This window comes from Persicimonas caeni (assembly GCF_006517175.1).
In the GTDB taxonomy this organism is placed as follows: Bacteria; Myxococcota_A; Bradymonadia; order Bradymonadales; family Bradymonadaceae; genus Persicimonas; species Persicimonas caeni.
Map to the genome: position 1 here is coordinate 6,793,266 of NZ_CP041186.1, position 23,824 is coordinate 6,817,089.

The window sequence follows — 23,824 nt, forward strand, 5'->3', positions numbered from 1 at the left end:
TATGCGGGTGTGCGGGGGATTCACGAGGTCCCTTGGCGCGACGCGTTTCGATGGGTTAGGCTCCGAGAGAGCCACGTAAGGGAATGGGGTTCCCCGACGAGGCTCATTTTATGCGGGTGTGCGGGGGATTCACGAGGTCCCTTGGCGCGACGCGTTTCGATGGGTTAGGCTCCGAGAGAGCCAGCCACGTAAGGGAATGGGGTTCCCCGACGAGGCTCATTTTATGCGGGTGTGCGGGGGATTCACGAGGTCCCTTGGCGCGACGCGTTTCGATGGGTTAGGCTCCGAGAGAGCCAGGACCTCACCCGGAAGTTCCCATGACCCGACAATTCGTCACCGCTATCGCCACCGCCCTAGCCGTTGTCTCATTCTCGGCAATGGGCTGCAGCACCGCCAAAGACGAGGTGCGTGAGACGCCCGCGCCCGAGAAACAGAAGCTGGCGACGACCAAGCCCTCCGGCCCATTGCCGCCCGAGCTCGCCACCGAGTCGGAGCGATGGGAGGTGTATGCGCGTTACGGGACGCTGAAGCCCCAGATCGTCGTCGTCGACGCCGGCCTTGAAGCCGACAAACTCGCCGGCTACCTGCCGCAGTTGGTTCGAGTGCGCGTCTCGTTCCCCAACCCCGACCCGAGCGGCATGCCCGACCGAAAGGCCCTCGGCTGGCTCAACGAGATCAGCGACTTTCTGCACGCGCTCGCCCAGAAGAATCGGTGGAGCATCCCCGGCTGGGTGACCCACGACGGGGTGCGTGACTTCTACGTGTACGGCCCCTCGGAGCTGACCAAGGCGCTGCCGAAAGCGGTGCGCGACCAATATCCGGAGATCGACGTAGCGTTCGAGGCCGAGCAAGAGCCGGCATGGGAGACCTACCAAACGTTGCTGTACCCACGGCCGGTCGACTGGCAGGTCATCAGTAACCAACGCGTCATCCAGAAGCTGCGCGACCTCGGCGACACGCTGCAAACGCCCCGCAAGGTAATGCACTGGGCCCATTTCCCGAGCGAAGAGGCGCGCGAGTCATTCGCCGAGACCCTCGACGAATTCGAAGTCGACGAGATGTCGAAAGCCGACGACTCCCAAATGCCCTACGCGGTGCGCTTCTCACACACGACGAGCGTCGAGCCGCCGGTCATCAATCCGGTCACCATCCGCCTGATGCGCCTCGCCGCCGCGCACGGCGGCGAGTACGACGGGTGGGAGACTTCGGTCACAACGCAGGTCGAATGACCCCCAAATTGGCCGCCCCCGTTAGGGAACGGGGTTCCCCGACGAGCCGGCGAGTACGACGGGTGGGAAACTTCGCTCACAACGCAGGTCGAATGACCGCCAAATTGGCCGCCCCCGTTAGGGAACGGGGTTCCCCGACGAGCCGCATTTGGTGCGGGTTTGCGAAGTTTTAGGGGGCCGTGACGTGGCGGTGCAATTGCCTCGCCGGCCTAAGCTTTGCGGTCGATGACCGGTGCGTAGAAGAGGGCGCGCAGGAGGCCGAGGAATCCGCCGAGGACGAATGCCCAGGGGAGGGCGGCGAGCGTCGTGCGCCAGTCGGGTTTCATCCAGCCGTGGACGACCACCTTCTCGGAGTCGTCCGGGGTGCTGGCAATTCGGCCGTGTTTGGCGAAGAAGGTCTCTTGGAGATGGTGATCGGGGGAGTGGCCGTCGGCGAGCATCTCTCGTTCGAATCGTAGGTACTTTCGTTGGAAGTCGCGGCCGCGCTCGAGCTCGGCGTCGAAGACATGGCGAAGGGCGGCCGCCGATTCACCCAAATGAGCTTGGAGCTCGGTCTTGCGATCGCCGCAATACTTGTGCAACTCGGCGCGCACCGACTCGGGCCAGCCGGCCCCGAGCCGCTCGGCGCGCTCGTAGGCGGCCCAGGCAAGTCGCGGGCGTCCCACTCGCTCCATGATGCCGCCCAGCGTCAGCGCGAAGTGTGGGTTTGGACCGCCGCCCAGCCGCCACATGCCCACAATGCCCAGGACAGGGTCGTCGAACGGCACGGCGACGTTTTGGGACAATCCATCGATATCGCTCCACTCGCCCTCGGCGCCCACATCTCGGATGAGGTCGCGAACGCCGATGCCGCCGATCTCTTCGGCCACCTGGTGCCAGCCCTGTTCGACGGTGTCCCAATCGTAGCGTGCCGGGGAGAAGAGAGGGCGTGAGAGGTCGCCGAGTTCACGTCCGACATAGTGCGTTCCCGACCCGTCGAAGCGCATGTCATCGCAGCTACGGTGGACGTCCAACCGATTGCCGACCATATCGTAGCGCCGGAGGAAGTCCGGGTATTCGGCACCGTAAAGCAAATATTCGATGGCAGCCTTCTGCCACACTTCACGGCCGAAATGCGCATTCGGATTGGCGGTGATCGCCTTGTCGATAAAGCTGAGCGCCTCTTCGAGACTATGGCGAGCATCCGGGGCGCCGGAAAGCGCGGCCTTCGCCGAGCGATGGGCGAGCACGGTGCCCAGGTTGGCATAGGTGGTGTAGCGCGGAAGGTCGGCTGCCTTTTGGAGTTGCAGCTTGTCGCGCAGCAAAGCCTCGGCTTCGTCGTACTCTCCGAGTCGGTCGAGGCCGACCGCCAGGTCATCGACGTGGCCGAACCACTCGGCGGGCGGGCGCTCGTCGGTGTCGCGGTTCCACCGGCGGTCGAGCCGGGCGAGTTTTTGGCGAGCGCGTGCGTTTCGCGCCCGGTAATATGCCTCGCCGGGGCGTACGTAGCGCTCGTGCAGGATGTCGTGCACCATCGCGAAGCGAAGCGTGACCGGCTTGGCCAGCCGGGCGCGAAGGCTTGAACGACGGTCGTTCTCGTTACCGTCGAACGCGCCTTCCACCCAGAATCGCTTCCATCGGCCACCGCGATCAGCCGGGCGGTCGAGGTGGCGCCAAGGCCGGGTTTTCCTGAGCGGGAAATGGTGCGGCGCCGGTACCTGCACCGTGGGGCTTGGCGCCAGCGTGCGCGTCAAGGTCATGTCCAGGTCGGTGACGCGGTCGACGACCAAGACGCCCACGCCGACCGCGATTCCCAGCACCACCGTGGTGCCGACAGTCTTGGGCCAAAGCAGCGTCGGTGGTAAATCCGCGGCGGCGCCGCCGACGTATTCGCGCAGGGCTCGAAGTCGCTCTCGACGCGCCCACGCGAACGCCCCGCTCAGCAGCAAGACGGCGAGCGCAGACGAGCCGCCGAGTTTTAACCAGAAACTCGGTGGATAGCTCGGCTCGGCGAAGTAGGCGAGGTGCTCGTCCAGAGTCTCCAGAGTGACGGGATGGAGGGGGCGGCGAAACTCTCCCGAGGGTTGCGTAAATAGGTCATCGGAGGCCGCGTCGGGGTGACTATCCTCGACGACGGACTGCCAATACGCCTGTCTGTAGCGCTGCTCGGCATAGTCGATCAGCGAGTCGTTGAGACACGCCGACGCGAACTCTGCGCCAAGAATGAGGACGGCGAGGAAGCTCGCCAGCCCGGCCAAGCGAGTCGGTTTCATGGCTCGGCTCCGCTACCGTCCGGCGTATGGGACATCTCGATGGACAGGTCGACGACGGATTGGCTCGAGCCCGAAAACCGCGGGGTGCTAGCAGCCCGGAGTACCTGCTCGAGGCATTCGTCGAGCCGGTCGGTGTCGTCGAGTTGCTCGAACGCTGTCTGGGTCAATGAAGCCGACTTCATGCCGTAGTTCGGGTCGATGAAGAGTCGGCCTGTGAAGGTATACGTTCCCTGGCGACCAGCGGCATGCTGCGCCCTCTGCTCGAAGCATTCGATGAGCCGGTCGAGCGTTCTCTCGGCGATCGCGGTGGCCTTATGCTCGGGCAGAAAGCCGTCGACCTCGACGTGCGTGACCTCAGCGAGCCAGCGGCCCTTGCCGCGCTCGACGGGGTGTTGTTCTGCGCCGAGTGAACCGAACCCTGCAGTCCCAAAAGAAAGCTCTTCGAGCAATGAAACTCCAGGCTTGGACAGCAAGACGTACGACAGATGTCTGGGCGACGGCGCGAGGTGGCCGTCGAGGCGTTCTGGCGGCGGTTGGTACTCTTGCCAGGGAAGCCGTCCCTCGGGGTAGAAGGTTTCCTCGAAGCGAAAATAGACGTCGGAAAGGGCCTCAGAATCGACGCGCCGACCGAACTGCCGCTCGAGCAAATCTGGGTCCGAGTCGCTCCGGTGAAACGCCAATTGCAGAAAGGCGATGTGGGCGAGCGCCGAGGCCAACACACACACCGCCAGGACTGCCGAGCTGCGCTCGAGCAGCGACTGATGGTGGGTCGACGTTGGAGAGGCGTCGTCTGACATAGGGGTAGCAGCAGGGGGCGTGAGGACCCGTGGCTGTGGTGAAGGGACGCGACGAGCAACGGTCTATCTCGAAGGCTCCCGATTGTGTCCAAGCGCGTGTACCAATGATTAGCACGGAGCCAGACATGATGTCACATGCCGGTCCGCTGCAGACGTGAACCGCTGTTCGCCGGGTAAGGCGATGGAGGAGTGGTTTTGGCTCCAGACGAGCACGTATGCGCGATTGGCATTGGCCGGAGAAGCGACCTCATTGCAGTCGAAAGGCGGGGCACGGCCAGGGCCACAGTTTGGGGTGCTTTTTTGGCCCCTCGTAAGGGAATGGGGTTCCCCGACGACGCACGTTTTATGCGGGTTTGCGGGAGGTGAGCCAGTTTCCGAGCACCTCGTACACCTCCGGTTTGCACAACACGTCGAGGTGGCTGCAGCGCCTGGCGACGAACTGGTGGGCTTCGTCCAGGCCGAGGTCGTATTTGGGGTCCTCGTGGCGCCCCAGCGCGCTGTCGAGTTGGACGAGGCCGTCGCCGACGACGTGGTCGGTGACGTAGGTGGACGTGGCGGCCGTCGTGGCTGCGACGGCGTAGCATGCGACGCCCTTGGGGAGCGGTACCGGCTGGCGGCAATCAGTCGAGAGCTCGAAGCGCTCGCAGTCGCGCCAATCTTCGTGGACGAGGTTGCCGTAGCGCAGGTCGGTGACGCCGGCGCTTCGAATCTTAGCCAGCCGCGAAATGGGGGCGCTGTAGGCGCTGATTTGCAGGATCTGGTGCAGCCAGTTGCCGGAGCGCTCCAGCAGCGCGCCGTGGTGAGGCGTCGCCAAGAAGACGAGGTTGCGCAGGCGCTCGCGCCACGCGTGACCGGCCTCTTCGGCGTAGTGGCACGCGCTTCGGGCGACTAGGCCGCCCATACTGTGGGCGAGGATGCTCAGTTCGGTCAGCTCGGGCAGCTCGGCGGTGAACCCGTCGAGCAGGGCGGCCAAGTCGGCGCCGTTCTCGGAGATGTGGCGGCCGGAGTTGTAGCGCAGGTAAATCGGCACGTAGCCGAGCTCTTCGGCCAGTGCCTGGCCGTGGTCGTGGCCTTTGCGAAGCCATTGCAGGTCGTTGCTGCTCGAGCCGTGGACCATCAGCAGGACCCGGCCGCCCGCTTTTCTCACCGCGGCGTGCAGTTTGGCGTCGTCGGCCGATACGGCGCGGCCGTCCTGGCGAAACTCCATCGGAATGGCCAAGGGGTTGTCGGTGGCGACGAGGTAGTCGCCCAACACTCCGTTGACCGCAGCCAACAAGGACTCGTTTGCCGAGGTCGGCCCCGATTCGTTGAGCCGCTCGGCGAACTCCTCGAGCGCGACGTCGATACCTGCGCCCACGAGGTTCGTGACGGCTCGGATATTCCGGTAGACCATGCCGGTGAGGCCGGTGGTGCGGTCGAGTTGACCGCCGGCCAAGAGCCCGCCAAACGTCGAGATGGTGCGGTGCATCGCCTCGACGATGTCGACGACCGCCAAGACCGCCTCGACGGTCAGTTGGCTCGTCCCGCGCAGGTGGTCCGGCTTGTTGTCAGAGTCGTCGGGCACTTTTCGCTCCAAAGCAGGCGTGGCATAAGTCGGGGCAGTCCGAAAACCAGCATCGAGTCTATACAACAACTCTTCGCCCACAGAATTCGCCCATGAGCATCGCCAACCACGACATCATCTCACAACGCTACTTCTTTCCGCAGCGCCATCCGTTGCCCGGCGCCAAGATGGTGGACGTCGGCGAGGCCAAGTTGGCCTGCGACGCGCACGACGCCGGCCACGACCTGACGCTCGTGCATTTCCACGGCAACGGCGAGATTGTCGGCCACTATGTGCCCGGCTTTGCCGAGACGCTAGCCGACCTGGGCGTCAACAGCTTCTTCGCCGAGTACCGCGGCTACGGCGGCTCGACCGGCGTGCCCCGGCTGGGCGCCATGCTCGAAGACGTGTCAGCGATTCGCGACGCCGTTGGCAAACCGGACGACAAGCTCGTCGTCTTCGGACGCTCCATCGGCTCCATCTACGCCATCGAATTCGCGGCGCGGTATCCCGATATCGCGGGCCTGGTGCTCGAAAGCGGCATCGCAGACGTGCTAGAGCGCATCTTGCTGCGAGCTTCTCCCAGCGAACTCGGCAGCTCCCTCGAGGCGATGCAGGAGGAGTTCGGCCGGCTCTTCGACCACGAGCAGAAGCTCGGCCAGTACACCGGTCCGACGCTCGTTCTGCACACCGAGCACGACCACCTCGTCGACAAAACCCACGCCGAGCGCAACGCGGCGTGGGCCGGCGGAGACGCCGAGTTGGTGATGTTCGAGCGCGGCGACCACAACAGCATCTACGGCGCCAATCGCCACGCCTACTTGCAGGCGCTGCGTGCGTTCTTCGAGATGGTAGCTTAGGAGGCCGACCACCAGAGGCTCGACCAACGCCAAAAACGCTGCATCCAAACGAGGCTCGTAAGGGAAGGGGGTTCCCCGACGAGGCCCACTTCATGCGGGTTTGCGGCAATGGAGGCACATTTTTTAGATCCATCGAGGAGGGCGTGCGTTGGTAGGTGCAGCACGCCGATTCTTCGACAGGAACCACGATGGATTGCCGAACCCAACGCTCTCGACTTTTGCTTCCGCTCGCGCTGTTGGCGCTTCTCTCAATGCAATGCAGTAGTGGGAGCCCAGATACGAGTATGGCCTACGAGTCGGCCTACCCGGCTGCCGAGCAAGACGGTGCGGCGGCCGGTGGTGAGTCGACCACCTGGAAGCGCTCCAAGATCGTGCCGCACACGTCCAGGCTGAAGGTCGGTGACGAGCGCACACTCGATATTCTGGGTATGGAGACGCAGGTTCGGATCGATGGGTTCCGCGCGCGGGTGCTCATCGACTACTACTTTCACAACCCCGACGACCGTCAGTACGAGGGCACGTTCAAGGTGCGCCTGCCGAACGAGGCATCGCCGTACTTCTTGGCGTTCGGCCAGAGCAAGACCGAGTTGGAGGCGGTGACGCCGAAAAAATTCAAACAGGCGAAGCTCGACGATGCGAATCCTGCCGACGAAGCGAAGCCAGCCGACCATGAGAAGCCAACTCACAAGACCGCCTTCGAGCCCAACGCCATCATGGCCGCGCGCCAGGCGAGCTGGATCGAACCGAAGGAAGCGCGCATCGTGCCCAAAGAGCAGGCGGCGTACGCCTACGGCGAGACGGTGCGCCGACGCGTCGACCCGGCGCTCATGGAGTGGGCCGGGCCGGGCATGTTCAGCGCGCGCATCTTTCCTATCGCGCCCAACAAGGTCCATCGGGTGGTCATCGGCTACGACGCGAACCTGACCGCCATCGGCGACGACTACGAGTTCACCGTCCCATTGCCCGAAGGCGTGCCGTCGACCGAGGTTCACGTCGCCGTCGCGAGCATCGATGGGGTCACGACCAAGGTGCAGCCCGAAGTTGCCGCCGACGAAGCGTCGGAAGCCAGCTACTACTCGTTCTCCAATCCCGACGGGCGCCAGATTCGAATCCGTCTCGAAGGCGCCGGCGCCACCGCACTGACCGGTTCGGACCAAGTCGGAGACTATTTCGCCGCCCAGGTCACGCCCCAGTTGCCCGACGCATCGGACGACGGCGCGAAAAATGAGGGCGCCGCAGGAGCCAAGCCGGACGCCGTCTTCCTGGTCGACACCTCGCTGACGGCCAACCCGGACAGGTTCAACGTCTGGCGCAAGCTGATGCGCGCAATCCTGGAGAATAACCGCGGAAAGGTCGAGCGCTTCGGCGTCGTCTTCTTCAACGTCGAGTCGTTCTGGTGGAGGCCCGAGCTTGTGGCCAACACCTCGGAGAACGTCGACGCGTTGATGGAGTTCACCGACACGTTGGCGTTGGAGGGCGCGACCGATCTGGGCCAGGCGTTCGACCGCCTCGCCTCGGGGCAGGTGGACATGTCGAGGGCCGACGTCTTCTTGATGAGCGACGCATCGGCCACGTGGGGCACGAGTGACCCCTACGCGCTTTCCGGGCGATTGGCGAAGGTCGGAAGCTCGCTCTTCGCCTATCGTACGGGCATGACCGGCGACGACACCTCCATGATGGAGCACCTCGCGCGGGAGACAGGCGGGGCGGTCTTCTCGGTGGTTGGCGAGTCGGAGGTCGCCGCGGCTTCGACGGCTCACACGGCCAAGCCCTGGACGATTCGCAACGTCAGCGTCGACGGCGCCAAAGACGTGCTGCTCGCCGGGCGTCCCAAGACGATTTTTCCCGGTCAACGTCTCACGGTCGTCGGGCGCGGCGGGCTCGCTGGCGGGGCTAAAGTCGACCTGGAGCTTGCGAGGGGCGAAGAGGTCGAGACGGTCGGCGTGCCGGTCGAGCACGTGCTGTCGTCGTCCTTGACCGCCAGAGCCTACGGGCAGGTGGCCGTCGGCCAGTTGGAGGAGTTCCTCGGCTCGACGCGGCCCTTCGCCGAGGCATACGCGCGCCAATATCGCGTGCCCGGAAAATCGTCGTCGCTGCTGATGCTCGAATCCGAGGAGGACTACAAAGCCTACGGTATCGAGCCGAAGGCCGACGCCGCCACGGTGCGAGGGAGCACGGTGCGCAACCAAGTGGTGAACGCGCTCGACGCACTGGCCAGCAAGCTCGGCGATCCGAAGGCCGCGTTCACCGATTGGCTCTCCCGCGCGAGTCAGATGCAAGGCGTCGGGCTCGCACCGTCAAAGTCCTTCCTGTCCCTCCTCGAGGAGCTTCCGGCCGAGTCCTTCGATGTCGTGGCCAAGCCGCTGACGTGTCGGAATCGCTCCTGGGAGCCCGTCTCGAAAGAGCTTCGCGAGGAACTCGGCGAGCAGGAGCCGAGCTACGATACGGTGGTCGCAGACGCCAAGCGCCGCCTCGAAAAGTACGGCAGCGACGACGCGCTCAAGGCGCTCAGCTCGCTCGTCGAGGCGAACCCGGCCGATGGCGTGTTGGCGCGTGACATCGGCTATTCGGCGACCGAGTGGGGGCATCACGGGCAGGCATATCACCTGTTTCGCCGCGTCGCCGACGCTCGCCCTTGGGAGCCGCAGACCTATCACGCGATGGCATTGGCGCTGGCCAAGGCAGAGCGTGCGAACTTGGCGTTGGTCTATTTCGAGGTGGCGCTCAGCGGAAAGTGGCACGGGCGCTTCGGCAGCTTCGACGAGATTGTGCGTCTCGATTACCTGCGCTTTTTGCGCAAGACATCCGACGAGGAGTTGCACGAGGCGGCGCGTACCTTCGCCAAGACGCGACGAGCCAAGTTGGCCGACGAATTGGGCATCGACGCGGCCGATATGGTCGTCGTCATCGCTTGGAATACCGACCGCACCGATATCGACCTGCACGTGACCGAGCCGAGTGGTGAGGTGTGCTACTATGGACACCCGAAGACCGACAGCGGCGGTCGTCTAACCCGCGACGTCACCCAGGGCTACGGTCCTGAGATGTTTGTCCTCGAGGACGCGCCCAGGGGGGACTACCGAGTTAGGGCGAAGTACTACGCGACCGACCGAAACCGCGCCGGGACCCGCACCAAGGTGCAGGCCACGATCTACCGAAACTGGGGCAAGCCGACCGAGAAGGTGATCCGAAAGACTGTCACTCTGGAGGACGGCAAAGAGATGCACGACATCATGAATGTGGACGTGAAGAAGTGATGCAGTTCGAGCGCGATTCCGGCTGCAAGAAGTGGGGCAAAAAGGCTCAAAAAAAGACGGGCGAAGAAAGGGAATGGGGTTCCCCGACGAGGTCCGTTTCATGCGGGTATGCGGCGGATCCGGCCTATGCTATGACGTCGGATGAAGTTGTGGGAAAGCTACAAGGAAAAAACCGATGAAAACCATCGCCATTCGCCTCGAGCCCGGCGCCGACCTGCGCCGCGAGCTGCGCACGTTGTGCGAGGCGCGTCATATCGACGCCGCCTGCGTCGTCACTTGTGTCGGGAGCCTTCGTAAAGCTGCGGTGCGCTACGCCGATGCGCCCGACGCCGAACTCCTCGACGGCCCCTTCGAAATTGTGTCGATGGAGGGCACCGTGTCGCGCCACGGGTGTCATTTCCACGTGGCGCTGTCGGACACCGACGGCCGGATGGTCGGCGGCCATCTCAAAGACGGCTCGGAGGTTCACACGACCGCCGAGATCGTCGTCGGCGTGCTCGACGGGGTGGTCTTCGACCGCGCGCCGGACGAGCTGACCGGCTACGACGAGTTGGTGGTGCGGGAGCGGGACGTACTTTCAGAGGAGGGTAACGAAGGCGAGGTACCCGATTTGTCGGACGTCCACGAGTACAACCGCCAGGCGTGGAATCGGCAGGTGCGCGAGGGCAATCGTTGGACGGTGCCGGTGGACGCCGACGAGGTCGAGCGCGCCCGCAACGGGCAGGTCGATATCTTGCTCACGCCCACCAAATTCGTGCCCGCCGATTGGCTCGGCGAGCTCGACGGGGCCGACGTCTTGTGCCTCGCCGGAGGCGGCGGCCAGCAAGGCCCGATTCTGGCGGCGGCCGGCGCGAACGTGACCGTCTTCGACGCCTCCGATGCTCAGCTCGAGCGTGACCGCGAGGTCGCCGAGCGCGAGGGCCTCGAGCTGCGCACCGTGCGCGGCGACATGCGCGACTTGAGCGTCTTCGACGACGCCTCGTTCGACCTCATCGTCCACCCCTGCTCCAATGTCTTCGTCGAGGAGATTCGCCCCGTGTGGCGCGAGGCGTACCGCGTGCTCCGCCCCGGCGGCGAGTTGCTCAGCGGGTTCACCAACCCGATTACCTACTGCTTCGAATGGGCGTCCGTCGAGGCGGGTGATCCGCAGATTCGCTACGGCTTGCCCTACCGCACAGCCGACCACCTCGACGGCGCATTCGAGGCGAAATCGGTCGCCGACGGCGACCCACTCGAGTTCAGCCACACCCTCGAAGACCAACTCGGCGGGCAAATCGACGCCGGTTTCGCCATCGTCGGCTATTATGCAGACAAGTGGGGCTCGGGCGACTTCCCCGATCCGTATTTCGACGGGTTCGCCGCGACACGTGCGCTCAAGCTGCGTCGATAATCCATCACCCAAATACAACTCGGTAGGCCCTACGAGGTTCGGTCACCTCGCACTCTTCTTTCCGACCACGCGCAACAGAACGGCGCTCGTTGCATCTTAGCTTGTGGCAGGATGAGAGACCTGCTCAAGCACAACGTCCAGAAATGTATGCCGTACGCTCTCGGCCCTTTGTGAGCTGAGTGTGTCGGCGGTTTTCGCATTAATCGGAGAAAATATGAGCGCTTCTCCCCGAGCTACGACACGTTCGCCGGCCTCTCCCATCCTCGAGGAGGCCCTCCATCGCACCCCGGACATCGAGGGTATGGTCTTGCTTCAAGCCAAGGGCGAGGTGCTCGCCGTGGCCGGTGCACACACCGACAAGCGGCGCCAACTCGCCTCGTTTGCCGTCGGCGTCTTCGAGTTGTCGACGCGTCTGGCGACCGAATCGGGCCGCGGCGACGTCGAGTTCCACCTGATGCGCACCGACGACGGCCACATGGCGATTCACCAGGTCGGCGAGGACCGGTTCCTCTTCAGCCTGGCCGCCGCCGAAGCCCCGTTGGGCCTGGTCACCCACGACCTGGGCTGGTGCGCAGACCGGCTGTCCCGCACTCGCTGAACGCCGCCCCATCTCTTTTCGATCCACGGAGTCGACATCATGGATCCCATCACCATTGCTTCACTCGTAGGGACCGGGCTGGTCTGCGGACTGGGCGGCTTCGTCGTCGGGACGCGCCGCGACGGCTCGAGCGAGCAGACGCCTGCCGCCCCCACACGACCCCCGAAAGACCCGCGCGTCGATGAGTTGACGCACGAGAACAACATGCTGCGCAAGCTCACCGGGCTGGGCACGCCGCGGCGAATGCTTTCTGCGGAGGTGCTCGGCGAGCACCACGACTTTCTCGAGCGTCAACTCGCCGAGCTTGTCTCGTGCAATCACGTGCGCGCGGCGGCGTTCTTCGACGCCGATGGGCTCGTCGTCGCCGGTCAGGACCGAACACCGGACGTTCGGATGCTCGCCTCGGTCTTTGCGACTGCGCTGAGCTTGAGGGTACGCAACGAGTCGTTCCGGCGCATCGACTGGGTCGACTCGGGCGGGCATCGCTTCGAGTTCCACGCTCTCGGCGACAACGGACGGCTCTTCCTGGGCGTCTGGGCGGTCAGCGCGGAGGTGCCGCGCTCGGCCGTGGCGCGTATTCGGTACGCCTGCGCCGGACTGACCGGTGAGGGCACTTCGTCGGCGAAGGTGTCTCAGACCGTGCGGGCTGACGGCACGCGTTGGGAGGAGCTCTTCGAGCCGTTCACCTCGGCGATGGACGTCATCCAAATCGGCGTGGTGACGCCGGACGGAAAGACCGCCTCGCTGGCCGCGTCGGGCTCGACGCCCCTCACCGACGACTTGCGCAGCGTCGCCAGTCGCCTCGACCGCCTGGGCCATCGCTCCGAAGCGTTCGACGTGGGTGACACCGAGTACCTGGTGTTCACGTCCCCGGGCGGCCGGCGTTTTGGCTTCCACCCGCTCGAGACCTCCGATGGTCGGGTCGCGTTCCTCTACCTCGAGACGCCCGCCGACCAAGACTATCCCGAGCAGCGCATGCGCAAGTGGCTGGGTCAGTTGGCCTGGCGTCTGCCCCGGGTCGAGTTCGAGTCCGGCGAGCCAGATACGCCCGATAGGCAACCTGCCCAACAGAGCAGCGGAGGTCAGTAATGAGCGTCTTCCCCAATCGCGACAATATCGAAGAATACCTCGACTCGCTCGAGCAGCAGGTCGCCGACCTGCAGGAGGAGAACGAGCTCCTCGAAAAGGAGAATCAATTGCTGCGAAAGCGCCTGCAGCGAGCGCAGGCAAGCCGCGGCGGAGGCGCTGCCGGCTCGGCGTCCCGCAGCCGTGGGCGCTCGGACGACAGTGACTCGCCGTCGACGCTGCCCGGCGTCAAGATGCACGAGCTGCGCGATGCGGCCGCCAAGGCGGGCATTCGCACGAAGGACAACGACTGGCGCGCCCCGAACCTCAACCAGGCGTCGGCGGTCGAACACCACCATGGGCGTCGCGATGAACTCAGGTCCGCTACGCTCGGTCGTCCGTTGCAGCCGAGCGAATTCGACAGCCCCGAGCCGTCGAGGCCGAGCGGGGGCGCACCGCCCGTCGATTTGGGCTACGTCAACCGCGTCGGCGCCGACGAACTCGACGACCTGCCGTACGGTCTGGTCGTGCTCGACCGCGAAGGCAACGTCTTGTTCTACAACGAGACCGAGTCGCGCTACGCCGGCTACAAGCCCGAGCACGTCGTCGGAAAGAACTTCTTTCAGGACGTGGCTCCCTGCACTCGCGTCAAGGAGTTCGAAGGGCGATTCCGCCAATTTGTCGATGGCGAGTTGGGCCGGGTGACCTTCTTCGACTTCGCTTTTCACTTCGAGAGCGGCACCCAGGACGTGACCATCGCCCTGAGTCAGGGACGCTACAAAGGGCAGGTCAACGTGATGATGATGCGCCGCTGACTCCGACCGTGGGAGATTGCTCGCGGGGGCGTTCGTGTCGATCTTTGGAGCGGTACAACTGGCGCGTATCAGCGAGCCGGTGAATGCACTCGCCGACACATCGGGAGGAGACCATGGTTTTTGGAAAGAAGAAGCAACACATCGACAACCTCAACGACCTGTACAGCCAGCAGCTCCAGGAGCAGTACTCGGTCGAAAACGAGTACCTCGACCTGTTGGCGGATTTGAACGAGACCGCCTCACTGGCCAATCTCAAGGAAGCGCTGGTCGAAGAACGCCGGCGTACCGAGCAGCATCGCGAGACCATCGAGCGCATCTGCAGGCGCCGAAATCTCGACCCAGAGGGGCACTCCTCGAAGGGGATGAAGGCGTTGACCAAGTCGGTGGGCGACGCCATCGACGTCGACGGGGAGCCGGCGGTGCGCGACTTGGTCATCATGACGCTGCTTCGTCGCGTCAAGCAGTTCGAGGGGAGCGGCTTCGAGATGCTCCGCACCTACGCCGACAAGCTCGGCTTCGATGAGGACGCGCGCGACCACCAGAAGATGGTCGAAGAGGAAAACGTGGCCACCGCTCAGCTGGCAGACGTCGCCGACAACAAGATCCTCAAAGGACTCAAGACCTACGATTGAGGCTCGTCCCAATCGACGGCGCGCATCTGCGGCTTCGGTCCGGCGACATCTGGGATCGTCGCGTTGAGCTCGAGGTAGTGATCCCGAAGCACGTCCGCAATGTCGAGGAACCACGCCTCGCTGGGCGAGGTGGAGCGCCACTGCAGAGTGAGCGTGCGTCCGGGCGGGGAGTCGCCGAAGCTCCTCGCCACCAGCCCCTGGCCGGAGCGCAGCTCGGTGCTGAGCGCGCTCGCCGGCAAGAGCGTCGCGCCCAGCCCGCTCTCGACCATCCGCACGAGCGTCGCCACACTCGCGGCGGTGACCGAGGTCGCCGGAGGCGGCCCGGCCGCTGCGCATACCTCGATGGCTTGGTCGCGCAGGCAGTGGCCGTCCTCCATGAGGATGAGGCTCGCCCCGGCGACGTCGCAGGTTTCGATCGACTCGGGCGTGCTCAACGGATGATCGGTGGGCGCGACGAACACAAACGGTTCGACGATCAGGTCGGGGCCCGACAGCCCTGCATTGTCGAACGGACGTGCGAGCAGCCCCAGGTCGATCGCGCCGCCTCGAAGCTCGTCGAGGAGCACGTCGGTCTGCAGCTCGTGGATGGCAAAGGAGACTTCCGGGTAGATGCGACGAAGCGTCGCCAGCAGGCCGGGGAGGCCGTACGGGGCGATCGTCGGAATGACGCCGAGACGCACCAGCCCGTGGGGCTTGCCGGCGTAAGCGCTGGCCGCGCTCACCAACTCGCGCGCCTCGGCGAGCATCAGCCGCGCCCGCCTGACGATCTCTTCGCCGGCGGGGGTCATCAGCACCCTCGGCCGCGCCCGCTCGAAGAGCTCGACCCCCAGCATATCCTCGACCTCACGAACCTGCTTGCTCAGCGCCGGCTGGCTCACGGCACACTGCTTGGCAGCTTCGATGAATTGGCCCGTATCGGCCAGGGCGACGATATACTCGAGTTGTCGTAGTGTCGGTGTCATGACCGAGTGACCATAGGGGGTTGCAGGAGGCGCGACAACAGAGCGCCTCGAAGCGACTCAGTGGCGCTCCAGTCCACACGCCTGATCCCAGTCCGAGGAGTTTCCGGCGTTGTCGCCGCCGCCGGGGACGGCCACCGAGATCGGCACCGTAAACGATGCGTTGGCCTGATAGGCAGTGTCGGTGTCGGGGTTCTCCACCGTCCCCTGCACGATCCCCTCGGCGAGCAAGTGGGGCGCATCGCCCAAGATCCTGTCGATCGTAAGCGTGCCGAGGACGCGGTCGCCGTTGTCGTCCCGCGGCGATTCGAGGCCGATGATGCTTTCGGCGGTCGAGCCGCTCGAGGTGAACACCAGCGAGACCGGATAGGAACCTGGGCCGTCGTAGGGCACCCCTGCGGTGGCGACCATCGACGTGCTGCCGTCCGGCGAATTGAGCAACAGCTGCATGGTCCCCTCCTGGCCGAGGTCGGTCGCGACGATCGACCCGAAGGGTGTGTCCGGCTGGGCAGCGCCGGCGCTCCAAGACACGGGACCGGCGTCGAAGTGCGCGTCGCAGGCGCTATTGATACGCAACTCGGTGGCGCTGTGTCGGCTGGTCTTTCCGTCGGGAAGCTCGAGGAAGACCCCGAGTTTGTAACTTGTCCCCGGCGTCATATCGCGCCCGGTGGGCACCTTCAGGTCGGTCACCGCCCAGGCCCATGGAAACATCGGCACCTGTTGGCCGTGGTCTCGCAGGGGATATTTGCCGCCGATCTGCTCTCCGTCGAGCTCGAAGTAGAGCTTGTAGTCGGCGTCGGGGCCCCCGGCTTCGGGGTCGATTCCCTCGACGAGGACATGCGGCACCAACGAGTCGTCCGCGCCGTCGCCGACCATTCCGTCGACGAACCCGGTGATATTGCCTCCCTCCTCGAGACGCTGAAAGCGTGGCGTGGGCGCAGGCTCGGGGTCGTCGGGATTCTGAGGGGCGGGAGCAGGCGGTTCGATGTCGACGGAGCCGCCGCTCGGCAGCAAGGCCACGACTTCTCGTACCCGCATGTCACGCTCGCCGTCGCGAAGCTTCAAGAGCTGCGCGTCTAACGAGGCGGGCACCTCCTCGCCTTTCTGGATGAGGTCCTGTTCGATGCGTTCGCGGACCTGGTCGAGGCCGTCGGTGATCTTTTCGATGGCCACCTTCGAGGTATACCCGTGCTCGGCCAGCTCGGGATAGAGCGCCTTGGTCGCTTCGAGGGCGACTTCGTTGTCGACGGTGTCGTCCCAGCCGAGATAGACGCTGTCATCGGAGGTGATCGCCTCGCCGATGGAGCGTCCCACCCGGCTCATCGACAGGCAGCCATTGACGAAGACGAACTTATCGTCGAGGCCGTGGCCGTAGGCGGCACGGAAGAAATCGGCCTTCACGCCCACGACGAAGACGAGCTCGTTCACCCCGGAGTTGACCTCCTGGACCTGCAACAACGACAGGTAGAGCCCCGGGTCGTCCATCTCGCTGATCTGCTCGTTCGCCTTCTGTTTGGAGGCAGCGATGGCCTCCGGGTCGCGCTGCTCACCGCTGCCGAGGACTTCCGTGAGCACGTTGCCGACGCGCTGGCCGGAGAGCAACCCGACGTCGTAGCACTCGTCTTCGCCTTCGTCCGCCCAGCAGGTGCCGTGGGTCGAAAAGTGAATGACATCGAACTCGTGCCAGTTCTGCAGCGTATCGAGGGTGACCGCGTTGTCGATGGCGACCTCGAAAGCGGCATCGTGCTGGTAGTCGGCGTGGCGCTGCAGCGTCTTGCGGACCGTGTCGGCCTCGGTGCTGCCGAAGGAGTCCTCGTGGAAGTCCCACTGAAAGGGCGTCAGGATCGCGGCGCGTTTGGTCTCTCGCGAGCGTCCCTCGGTGTGGGCGACGAGCTCGTTGGTGCGGGTCAGAGCCGCGGCCGAGTCGTCGGTCGCGGGCGCCGGAAGGTCGCCGGTCAGCGCGGGGAGCCACAGCTCGGCAGGCCGGCCGCCGTCGACGCGGAAGTGAATCGCGTCGTCATTGACGCCAACCTCGACCACCGCGGGCTGGTCGCCCAGCCAGGCGCTGACCTCGGCGGGCGTGCTGCCATCGATGAGCTTGAAGCGTGCGTCGACCATCAGGTCGAGCATCTGTCGGTTGGTGTCGCTGCCGGCTTCGGCGAAGCTGCACGGCAGCGTGTCGTCGCTCTCGCAATCGAGCGGCGGTCCGCTGTCTTGTTCGCCGGACTCACCGTCCGAGCCGCAGCCAAACAAAAGGGTCGAACTCACAATCAGCAGGGCGGCGAGGCGAAGCCATCGGCGCGCGTGTCTGGTGTTGGGGCGCATGACGTGGTCTCCCGTCGTTCAGTAGGTGGTGACGCGTTCGACCATATCGTCTCGCGGACTGCTTTTCCAAAGGCCAATTCTGCGGAAGAAGAGGGCAGCGTGTGCTGCGCAGTGCATGAGCGTGCACCAGACCGCATTTGCTGTCCCAACAGTGCATGCGCAGGCATCATCTGCTAGCGTGCGGGGCAGCAAACCGTGAATCTCGCGAGGGTGGTGACATGCAACGTCGAGTTGTTGGCACTGGATTTTTGTTATTGGTCGCGGCGGCGGCCGTGGTGCTGGGGGCGCTCTTCGTGGCGCGCTCGGATGACGAGTCCGCCTCGAAGGCTGCGGCCGCAGGGGCGCAGTCGGCAGCGCCGCAGGACTCGCCGGGGGCCGATTCCGGGCCGAGCGAGCGCATCTATGACAAGGCAGTCGTTGACGAGCCGCCGGGCCATTGGGTGTCGATAGGCGATGACGCCGAGGCGCTCCCCGAGGCGCGGCGCTTCGCTGACGCGTTTGTGGAGACGGCGCAGTGTCTCGGGCACGAGACCGGTTGGTTTGTGTGTTCGGGGGAGTTGAGCGTGGAAGGGAAACCCTCGTGGTTGATGCCGGCACTCTTGGTCGGCGATAGCCATCGCCTGTACCTGGTGCCGGCCGAGCCCTCGGTGTCCGATTTTGCGACGCGATTCAGCGTCGAGGATTCCGGCTTTGACGAGGCGGTATTGGCGGTCGAGTACACCGATTCCGACGACCGAGACGACGTCTTCGAAGCCTCGTTGACGTGCGGAGAGCAGACCTTCGAGCTACGGCCGTTTGCCGCGACGGACGCGCGAAAGCTGGTCGACGAGGCCGAGATCCACTGGCCCGAGCCGCCGCGATGGTTCCGCGCCTGGCAGACCGAAGCGGGCGAGTTGGTGCTGTTGGAGACCAGGGAGGTCGCCTTGGCGGGGCGCCAGATGGCGGTCTGGGCCGGTGAGCCGCCGAGGCTCGACGGGTACGACGTCACGACGATGCGCGTGCTGCGCGATGGAGGCACTCGCACCTACTACCTGGGCGACGGCGGCAAGCTCTACCTGCCGGCAGCGATGCTCGCGCGCAATTTCGACGACGGTGAGCCCAGCGCGGAAGAGATGGTCGACGAGCAGACGACAACGTCGGGTGAAGTGCTGCGTCGCAAGTTGCGGTGGCCGACCTTCCAGCGGCCCGGCGCCGACGCAGCCGACGCCGCCAAAAAGCTCTACCTCGCCGGCGACGCCGCCCGCCAGCAACTCGAGAGCCTCGAGGCTCCCAAGCCGCTCACGCGCAAGCCGCCTTTCGAAAAGCCTCCCGGCGCCTGCTCCATCCTCGTCGGGGCGGCAGGTAGCCGATGATGTGATATTGGGGTGACTTTTTTGGGCCTCGTAAGGGAACCAGGTTCCCCGACGAGGCCCATTCTATGCGGGTAAGCTGCGATTGAGGTGGTCAGCGCACCTGCGGTCGGTCACCGCTGTCAGGACCGCCGCGTTGACGCCGGAAACTCTCTTGCTCGCCGGTGGTCTGCTCGGCGTGCTTTCCCTCGCAGAACTCCTCGACCATCTTGGCGCAGAACGCCTCGAGGTCACCCGGGTTGCGGCTGGTGACGAGGCCCTCGTCGACCACGACCTCTTCGTCCACCCAGTTCGCGCCGGCATTCTTCAGGTCGGTCTTGATCGAGTTGTACGAGGTGAGGGTGCGGCCGCGGGCGACGTCGGCCTCCACGAGCATCCAGGGGCCGTGGCAGATGGCCGCCACCGGCTTGTGCTGCTCGAAGAAGGCGCGCACGAAGTCGACCGCCTTGTCATTTGCGCGCAAGAAGTCCGGGTTCATCTGGCCGCCGGGGATGAGCAGGCCGTCGAAGTCGCCGGCGTCGGCCTTGTTCAGTTCGAGGTCGACGTCGAACTCGTCGCCCCAGTGGTCGTGCTGCCAGCCTTTGACCTTATCGGACTCCGGCGAGACGAGCACCGCCTCGGCGCCCTCATTGCGCAGCGCCTTCATCGGCTCTTCGAGCTCGACTTGCTCGAAGCCGTTGGCCGCGAGCATCGCGATTTTTTTGTTCTCCAGTCGGTTGGCCATGGGTTTTACTCCTCGGTTGGGTCGAAAGCGTGGAAAGAGGCGCGGGAATCCGGCGCCTCGTTGGTGGTTGTTCCACTTTCAACCTTATCGCGCCGCGGCGTACGGGAAGGGGGTTCCCCGACAGGCCGCATTCTGTGCGGGTGTGCGATGGATCGGGCGGCGAATCGATGGCACCTTGTAGGCCCGATTGGTGAGACGAATCACGAGGAGCACGCGATGAGCGATGGGAAGGAGCGAGAGCAAGGCCAAGACGCGCGTCGAGAGGAGCCGCCAGGGCCCCGACCGAAGGTGCGCGAGAAGGTCGTCATCCACTCGGCGGGCAGCTACGACAAGCTGCAAATCGAGAGAGAGCCGGTGCCCCGGCTCCAAGCCGACGAGGTGCTCGTCGAGGTGGAGGCGGCCGGGGTCAACTACGCCGACGTGCTCGTTCGCATGGGGCTGTACCAGTCGGCCAAGGACTTCGTCGGCTGGCCGATCACACCGGGGTTCGAGGTCGCCGGGCGGATTGTCGAGGTGGGGCCCGACGTCGACGACGTGGAAGTCGGCCGGGAGGTCTGCGCGGTGTCCCGGTTCGGTGCCTATACGAGTCACCTGGTCACGCGGCGCCCCTACATCTTCGACAAGCCCGCCTCCATGAGTTTCGCGCAGGCCGCCGGGCTGCCAACCGTCTTTATTACCGCCTGGTACGCGCTCCTCGAACTCGCCCATCCTCGCCCCGGCGCACGGGTCCTGGTGCATTCGGCGGCCGGTGGCGTCGGCGGCAGCCTCGTCCAACTCGCCAAGATAGCCGACTGCGAGGTCGTCGGGGTGGTCGGCGGCACGCACAAGATCGAGACCGCGCGCGAGCACGGCGCCGACCATGTGATCGACAAGTCCACCCAGGACCTGTGGGCCGAAGCCGAGCGCCTCGCCCCGCAGGGCTACGACGTCATCCTGGACGCCAACGGAGTCGCCACGCTCGGCGACAGCTACGAGCACCTGCGCCGAGGCGGCAAGCTCGTGATCTACGGGTTCCACACGATGATGCCCCGCAGGGGCGGCAAGCCCAATTGGCTCAAGCTCATTTCGGGGTGGCTTCGCACCCCGCGCTTCAACCCACTCGACATGACCAACGCGGGCAAGAGCGTGCTGGCCTTCAACCTGAGCTACCTCTTCGACCGCACCGACATGCTCGCCGAAGCCGTCGATGACCTGCAGCGCTGGATCGGCGAGGGCTCGATCAAGCCGGCTCCGGTCACCACGTACCCGTTGCAGGAGGTCGGCCGCGCCCACGCCGACATCGAGTCCGGGCAGACGGTGGGAAAGCTCATTCTGGTCCCCGAATAGAGGAGGGCGAACGGGGGCCGTCGCGCGCACGACTTTCTGGGGGCTCGTAAGGGAACCAGGTTCCCCGACGAGGCGGCAAGCTCGTGATCTACGGGTTCCACACGATGATGCCCCGCAGGGGCGGCAAGCCCAATTGGCTCAAGCTCATTTCGGGGTGGCTTCGCACCCCGCGCTTCAACCCACTCGACATGACCAACGCGGGCAAGAGCGTGCTGGCCTTCAACCTGAGCTACCTCTTCGACCGCACCGACATGCTCGCCGAAGCCGTCGATGACCTGCAGCGCTGGATCGGCGAGGGCTCGATCAAGCCGGCTCCGGTCACCACGTACCCGTTGCAGGAGGTCGGCCGCGCCCACGCCGACATCGAGTCCGGGCAGACGGTGGGAAAGCTCATTCTGGTCCCCGAATAGAGGAGGGCGAACGGGGGCCGTCGCGCGCACGACTTTCTGGGGGCTCGTAAGGGAACCAGGTTCCCCGACGAGGCGCATTCTGTGTGGTCGAGCGGTGATTAGGGCCGTCGCGGCAGGTCACGGCGACGAGGTCGTCTTACACAGGTCGAAAATGGAGAGTCCTTCGTCTGTTTCTACGTAAACGAGGTCGTCGGAGACCACCACCGGTTTTTCATCGCTGACCACCCCACCGGTGTTTACGGCGAGTGCGCGTACGGCGGCGTCGGGAGTGCGTGCGTCGAGAAAGAAGAGACCGCCTCTGCTCGATGAATAGTATACGTAGTCTTCGCTGGCCGTGAGCCGCGCGGTCTCAACCGCCGAGATCTCCAAGGTGGTGAGCTCTGTCAGACGCGACGGGTCGGAGGCGTCGAGCACGCGAAAATCACTGCTGGCTTCTTCGGAGAGGTAGAGGCGCTGACGGGTCGTGGCGATATCAAAAACCGGCCACCGAAGCTCATAACTGCTTACCGTGCGGACCGCCGCCGGGTCGCTGATGTCGAGGACCTCCAACGGGTCGCCTCTTTTGGCGGGGGCGACGTATAGATGCTGACCTTCAGCCACCATCGCCCGGCTCGGCGGCACGCCCCGCACAACGCTCACTACAGAAGGCCGCGCCGGGTCAAGCACGTCGACGACGTATAGATCACCTTCGAGGCTAGAGACAAACGCGTGGCGGCCGCGAAGCACGACATCCTGCGCCCCGGGGGATTGGCTGGGACTCGCCAAGTAGCGTTGCCTGTCGCGGCGATGCGATATCGAAGACGTAAAGGCCGCGGCCGGTGACGTAGGCGCGGTCGCCGCGAACCTCTAATTGCGCGGTCGGCTCATCGGTTGGGATGTTCCCGATGCGAGCGACCGCGTCGACGGGGTCGACTCGCCATAACTCTATGCCCTCTTCGAGCCCAGTGACGAGCGCAAAGCCATTGGCCACGGCCATATCCGTCGACGCACCAAAGCCGCGTCTGCGCGCCGGAAAGGAGTGTCTCTTCGGTGAACCCTCGATGTTGTGAAAGTCGATCACAACCAGCCCGTCGTAGCCTGCGGCGACCAGCGCGAGTTCGCCGATGCCCTCGACGTCATCCATGCCTCGAGTGATCGGCGAGCGCCCTCGGAGTCGAAGCGAGGTGGGGTCCGAGATGTCGACGGCGGCAACACCGCCGAGCACCGTTGTGGCGTAGAGTGTCGAGTCGGCGACGTCTAGGCCGTTTACCCTGGTCGACAACTCGAGGGTGTCGAGCAGCGTAGGGGTGGCGGGGTCGGATAGGTCGACGGCGAGCATTTCATTCCGCCGCGCTGCAAAGGCCACATCGCCTGCGAAGGCGAACTCGCTGTCGGCATCGACTCCCTGGAGCTGGCCGATCCAGTCGGGAGCGTCGAGGTCCGCAACGTCGAACACTCGTATGCTCCTGTAGGCCTGCGGATACGCTTCGCTCGTGAGCAACTGATTGCCGCGAAAAGCGAGCGTGTCCACGGTACCGGGCGAGGTGATGGTGGCTGCCAGTCGCGGGGCGGCGCGGTCGGAGAGATCGTAGAGTTGGACGCCGGCCGTCGTCGACACCGCCAACCTTCCTGCGTCGATGGCGATGATGTCTCGGGCGCCGTCCCACGCGGTGTCGCTGGCCCAATCGATCTGCAGAGAGCCCACTGGGGTGGGGGACGCAGGATCACGCACATCGATGACCCACAGGTCGCGCGGCGCCCAACGCTGCAAGACATAAGCGTAGCCTCCATCGAGCTCGACCCTGCGGAAAGAGACAGGTTCCTCGCCGTCTTCTGTGGAAGCTTGGAGTTGCACGCCGCCCACAAATCTCGGCGCACTTACCTGGGAGATATCGAAGACCAGCAGTCCCTCCTGTCCCGCCGCCACGTAAGCGTGCTCCCCCTCGACGGCTACACTCATCGCTGCATCACGCGAGTCGTCGGGATGTTCGATAAAGCCGTCTCGGCCGACCTTGCGCTGGAAGAGCAACTCGGGCATGTCGAAGGTGCACGTCTGGGCCGGAGCGCTTGGGGCGACGGACGTCCACGTGTCGGCGTCCGATTGTGTATCGGTACCGGATGTATCGGCATCAGACACATCGACACCAGACCCATCGACGCGCGTCGCGGCATCGTGCGCCGCGGCGTCGGGCCTCATGTCAGTGTCTCGACGCTCGCGGCACCCGCCCAGGGCCAGCAGCAAACAAAGGAGTGTGATCCCGTATCGGTCACGCATGCGTCCGGTCTCCCCGTCATCTTCGAAGGAAATGAGCCG

The 23,824-nt window shown here is 65.0% G+C and carries 19 protein-coding genes; 11 read left to right on the forward strand and 8 right to left on the reverse strand.

What is annotated here, in order from left to right; all coding sequences use genetic code 11:
- Window positions 1-317: 317 nt before the first annotated feature.
- Window positions 318-1,229, forward strand: coding sequence for a DUF695 domain-containing protein (locus FIV42_RS25245; protein WP_141200378.1), 912 nt, complete (start codon window positions 318-320; stop codon window positions 1,227-1,229).
- A gap of 209 nt (window positions 1,230-1,438) precedes the next feature.
- Here FIV42_RS25245 and FIV42_RS25250 read toward each other — a convergent pair whose 3' ends face one another.
- From FIV42_RS25250 to FIV42_RS25260, 3 genes are all read right to left on the reverse strand, one after another.
- Window positions 1,439-3,481 (reverse strand): tetratricopeptide repeat protein, encoded by a 2,043-nt coding sequence (locus tag FIV42_RS25250; RefSeq protein WP_141200379.1) that lies wholly within the window; start codon window positions 3,479-3,481, stop codon window positions 1,439-1,441.
- Window positions 3,478-4,278: a hypothetical protein gene (locus tag FIV42_RS25255; protein WP_141200380.1), complete on the reverse strand. Its 801-nt coding sequence runs from the start codon at window positions 4,276-4,278 to the stop codon at window positions 3,478-3,480. Before FIV42_RS25255 ends, FIV42_RS25250 begins: the two co-directional genes overlap by 4 nt.
- A 343-nt stretch (window positions 4,279-4,621) precedes the next feature.
- Window positions 4,622-5,842 (reverse strand): esterase/lipase family protein, encoded by a 1,221-nt coding sequence (locus tag FIV42_RS25260; RefSeq protein WP_222615318.1) that lies wholly within the window; start codon window positions 5,840-5,842, stop codon window positions 4,622-4,624.
- Between the two features lie 92 nt (window positions 5,843-5,934).
- Here FIV42_RS25260 and FIV42_RS25265 point away from each other — a divergent pair, with 92 nt between their 5' ends.
- The 7 genes from FIV42_RS25265 to FIV42_RS25295 all read left to right on the forward strand — a co-directional run bounded on the left by FIV42_RS25265 (window position 5,935) and on the right by FIV42_RS25295 (window position 14,438).
- Window positions 5,935-6,681 carry an alpha/beta hydrolase gene (locus FIV42_RS25265; protein ID WP_141200382.1) on the forward strand — a complete coding sequence of 249 codons (747 nt, stop codon included), beginning with the start codon at window positions 5,935-5,937 and terminating at the stop codon, window positions 6,679-6,681.
- Between the two features lie 284 nt (window positions 6,682-6,965).
- Complete coding sequence (locus tag FIV42_RS25270; protein WP_168210937.1) at window positions 6,966-9,938, forward strand: hypothetical protein; 2,973 nt, start codon at window positions 6,966-6,968, stop codon at window positions 9,936-9,938.
- Window positions 9,939-10,113: 175 nt separating this feature from the next.
- Window positions 10,114-11,328, forward strand: coding sequence for a PCC domain-containing protein (locus tag FIV42_RS25275; RefSeq protein ID WP_141200384.1), 1,215 nt, complete (start codon window positions 10,114-10,116; stop codon window positions 11,326-11,328).
- A gap of 214 nt (window positions 11,329-11,542) precedes the next feature.
- Window positions 11,543-11,926: a roadblock/LC7 domain-containing protein gene (locus FIV42_RS25280; RefSeq protein WP_141200385.1), complete on the forward strand. Its 384-nt coding sequence runs from the start codon at window positions 11,543-11,545 to the stop codon at window positions 11,924-11,926.
- Between the two features lie 39 nt (window positions 11,927-11,965).
- Window positions 11,966-13,015: a roadblock/LC7 domain-containing protein gene (locus FIV42_RS25285; RefSeq protein ID WP_141200386.1), complete on the forward strand. Its 1,050-nt coding sequence runs from the start codon at window positions 11,966-11,968 to the stop codon at window positions 13,013-13,015.
- Complete coding sequence (locus FIV42_RS25290) at window positions 13,015-13,806, forward strand: PAS domain-containing protein (protein WP_141200387.1); 792 nt, start codon at window positions 13,015-13,017, stop codon at window positions 13,804-13,806. Before FIV42_RS25285 ends, FIV42_RS25290 begins: the two co-directional genes overlap by 1 nt.
- A 113-nt stretch (window positions 13,807-13,919) precedes the next feature.
- Window positions 13,920-14,438, forward strand: a complete 519-nt coding sequence (locus tag FIV42_RS25295; protein WP_168210938.1) for a YciE/YciF ferroxidase family protein — start codon at window positions 13,920-13,922, stop codon at window positions 14,436-14,438.
- On the opposite strand, the gene FIV42_RS25300 is transcribed toward FIV42_RS25295, so the two are convergent.
- Together FIV42_RS25300 and FIV42_RS25305 are read right to left on the reverse strand one after the other, a co-directional pair.
- On the reverse strand, window positions 14,429-15,400 hold the full coding sequence (locus FIV42_RS25300; protein WP_141200389.1) for a hydrogen peroxide-inducible genes activator: 972 nt from the start codon (window positions 15,398-15,400) through the stop codon (window positions 14,429-14,431). The genes FIV42_RS25295 and FIV42_RS25300 overlap by 10 nt on opposite strands.
- 57 nt (window positions 15,401-15,457) lie before the next feature.
- On the reverse strand, window positions 15,458-17,722 hold the full coding sequence (locus FIV42_RS25305; protein WP_141200390.1) for a hypothetical protein: 2,265 nt from the start codon (window positions 17,720-17,722) through the stop codon (window positions 15,458-15,460).
- A gap of 218 nt (window positions 17,723-17,940) precedes the next feature.
- On the opposite strand from FIV42_RS25305, the gene FIV42_RS25310 reads away from it, so the two are divergent.
- Window positions 17,941-19,074 carry a hypothetical protein gene (locus tag FIV42_RS25310; RefSeq protein WP_141200391.1) on the forward strand — a complete coding sequence of 378 codons (1,134 nt, stop codon included), beginning with the start codon at window positions 17,941-17,943 and terminating at the stop codon, window positions 19,072-19,074.
- Between the two features lie 91 nt (window positions 19,075-19,165).
- Here the strand turns inward: FIV42_RS25310 and FIV42_RS25315 are convergent, their stop codons facing one another.
- Entirely contained in the window at window positions 19,166-19,795 is a 630-nt protein-coding gene (locus FIV42_RS25315) for a type 1 glutamine amidotransferase domain-containing protein (RefSeq protein ID WP_141200392.1), read from the reverse strand.
- 216 nt (window positions 19,796-20,011) lie between these two features.
- Here FIV42_RS25315 and FIV42_RS25320 point away from each other — a divergent pair, with 216 nt between their 5' ends.
- Together FIV42_RS25320 and FIV42_RS25325 are read left to right on the forward strand one after the other, a co-directional pair.
- Window positions 20,012-21,121 carry a synaptic vesicle VAT-1 family membrane protein gene (locus FIV42_RS25320; RefSeq protein WP_141200393.1) on the forward strand — a complete coding sequence of 370 codons (1,110 nt, stop codon included), beginning with the start codon at window positions 20,012-20,014 and terminating at the stop codon, window positions 21,119-21,121.
- 83 nt (window positions 21,122-21,204) lie between these two features.
- Window positions 21,205-21,531: a zinc-binding dehydrogenase gene (locus FIV42_RS25325; RefSeq protein WP_222615319.1), complete on the forward strand. Its 327-nt coding sequence runs from the start codon at window positions 21,205-21,207 to the stop codon at window positions 21,529-21,531.
- A 117-nt stretch (window positions 21,532-21,648) separates the two neighbouring features.
- Here the strand turns inward: FIV42_RS25325 and FIV42_RS25330 are convergent, their stop codons facing one another.
- Both FIV42_RS25330 and FIV42_RS25340 read right to left on the reverse strand, forming a co-directional pair.
- The gene (locus FIV42_RS25330; RefSeq protein WP_141200394.1) at window positions 21,649-22,134 is read right to left on the reverse strand and encodes an LVIVD repeat-containing protein; all 486 of its coding nucleotides are present in this window, start codon (window positions 22,132-22,134) and stop codon (window positions 21,649-21,651) included.
- A gap of 91 nt (window positions 22,135-22,225) precedes the next feature.
- The gene (locus FIV42_RS25340; protein ID WP_141200395.1) at window positions 22,226-23,785 is read right to left on the reverse strand and encodes an LVIVD repeat-containing protein; all 1,560 of its coding nucleotides are present in this window, start codon (window positions 23,783-23,785) and stop codon (window positions 22,226-22,228) included.
- Window positions 23,786-23,824 lie beyond the last annotated feature (39 nt).

Excerpts from the sequence above, each read along its gene's own strand:
- FIV42_RS25245 (WP_141200378.1), top strand. The coding sequence starts at position 318 with ATGACCCGACAATTCGTCACCGCTATCGCCACCGCCCTAGCCGTTGTC.
- FIV42_RS25250 (WP_141200379.1), bottom strand. The coding sequence starts at position 3,481 with ATGAAACCGACTCGCTTGGCCGGGCTGGCGAGCTTCCTCGCCGTCCTC.
- FIV42_RS25255 (WP_141200380.1), bottom strand. The coding sequence starts at position 4,278 with ATGTCAGACGACGCCTCTCCAACGTCGACCCACCATCAGTCGCTGCTC.
- FIV42_RS25265 (WP_141200382.1), top strand. The coding sequence starts at position 5,935 with ATGAGCATCGCCAACCACGACATCATCTCACAACGCTACTTCTTTCCG.
- FIV42_RS25270 (WP_168210937.1), top strand. The coding sequence starts at position 6,966 with ATGGCCTACGAGTCGGCCTACCCGGCTGCCGAGCAAGACGGTGCGGCG.
- FIV42_RS25275 (WP_141200384.1), top strand. The coding sequence starts at position 10,114 with ATGAAAACCATCGCCATTCGCCTCGAGCCCGGCGCCGACCTGCGCCGC.
- FIV42_RS25280 (WP_141200385.1), top strand. The coding sequence starts at position 11,543 with ATGAGCGCTTCTCCCCGAGCTACGACACGTTCGCCGGCCTCTCCCATC.
- FIV42_RS25285 (WP_141200386.1), top strand. The coding sequence starts at position 11,966 with ATGGATCCCATCACCATTGCTTCACTCGTAGGGACCGGGCTGGTCTGC.
- FIV42_RS25290 (WP_141200387.1), top strand. The coding sequence starts at position 13,015 with ATGAGCGTCTTCCCCAATCGCGACAATATCGAAGAATACCTCGACTCG.
- FIV42_RS25295 (WP_168210938.1), top strand. The coding sequence starts at position 13,920 with ATGGTTTTTGGAAAGAAGAAGCAACACATCGACAACCTCAACGACCTG.
- FIV42_RS25300 (WP_141200389.1), bottom strand. The coding sequence starts at position 15,400 with ATGACACCGACACTACGACAACTCGAGTATATCGTCGCCCTGGCCGAT.
- FIV42_RS25305 (WP_141200390.1), bottom strand. The coding sequence starts at position 17,722 with ATGCGCCCCAACACCAGACACGCGCGCCGATGGCTTCGCCTCGCCGCC.
- FIV42_RS25310 (WP_141200391.1), top strand. The coding sequence starts at position 17,941 with ATGCAACGTCGAGTTGTTGGCACTGGATTTTTGTTATTGGTCGCGGCG.
- FIV42_RS25315 (WP_141200392.1), bottom strand. The coding sequence starts at position 19,795 with ATGGCCAACCGACTGGAGAACAAAAAAATCGCGATGCTCGCGGCCAAC.
- FIV42_RS25320 (WP_141200393.1), top strand. The coding sequence starts at position 20,012 with ATGAGCGATGGGAAGGAGCGAGAGCAAGGCCAAGACGCGCGTCGAGAG.
- FIV42_RS25330 (WP_141200394.1), bottom strand. The coding sequence starts at position 22,134 with ATGGTGGCTGAAGGTCAGCATCTATACGTCGCCCCCGCCAAAAGAGGC.
- FIV42_RS25340 (WP_141200395.1), bottom strand. The coding sequence starts at position 23,785 with ATGCGTGACCGATACGGGATCACACTCCTTTGTTTGCTGCTGGCCCTG.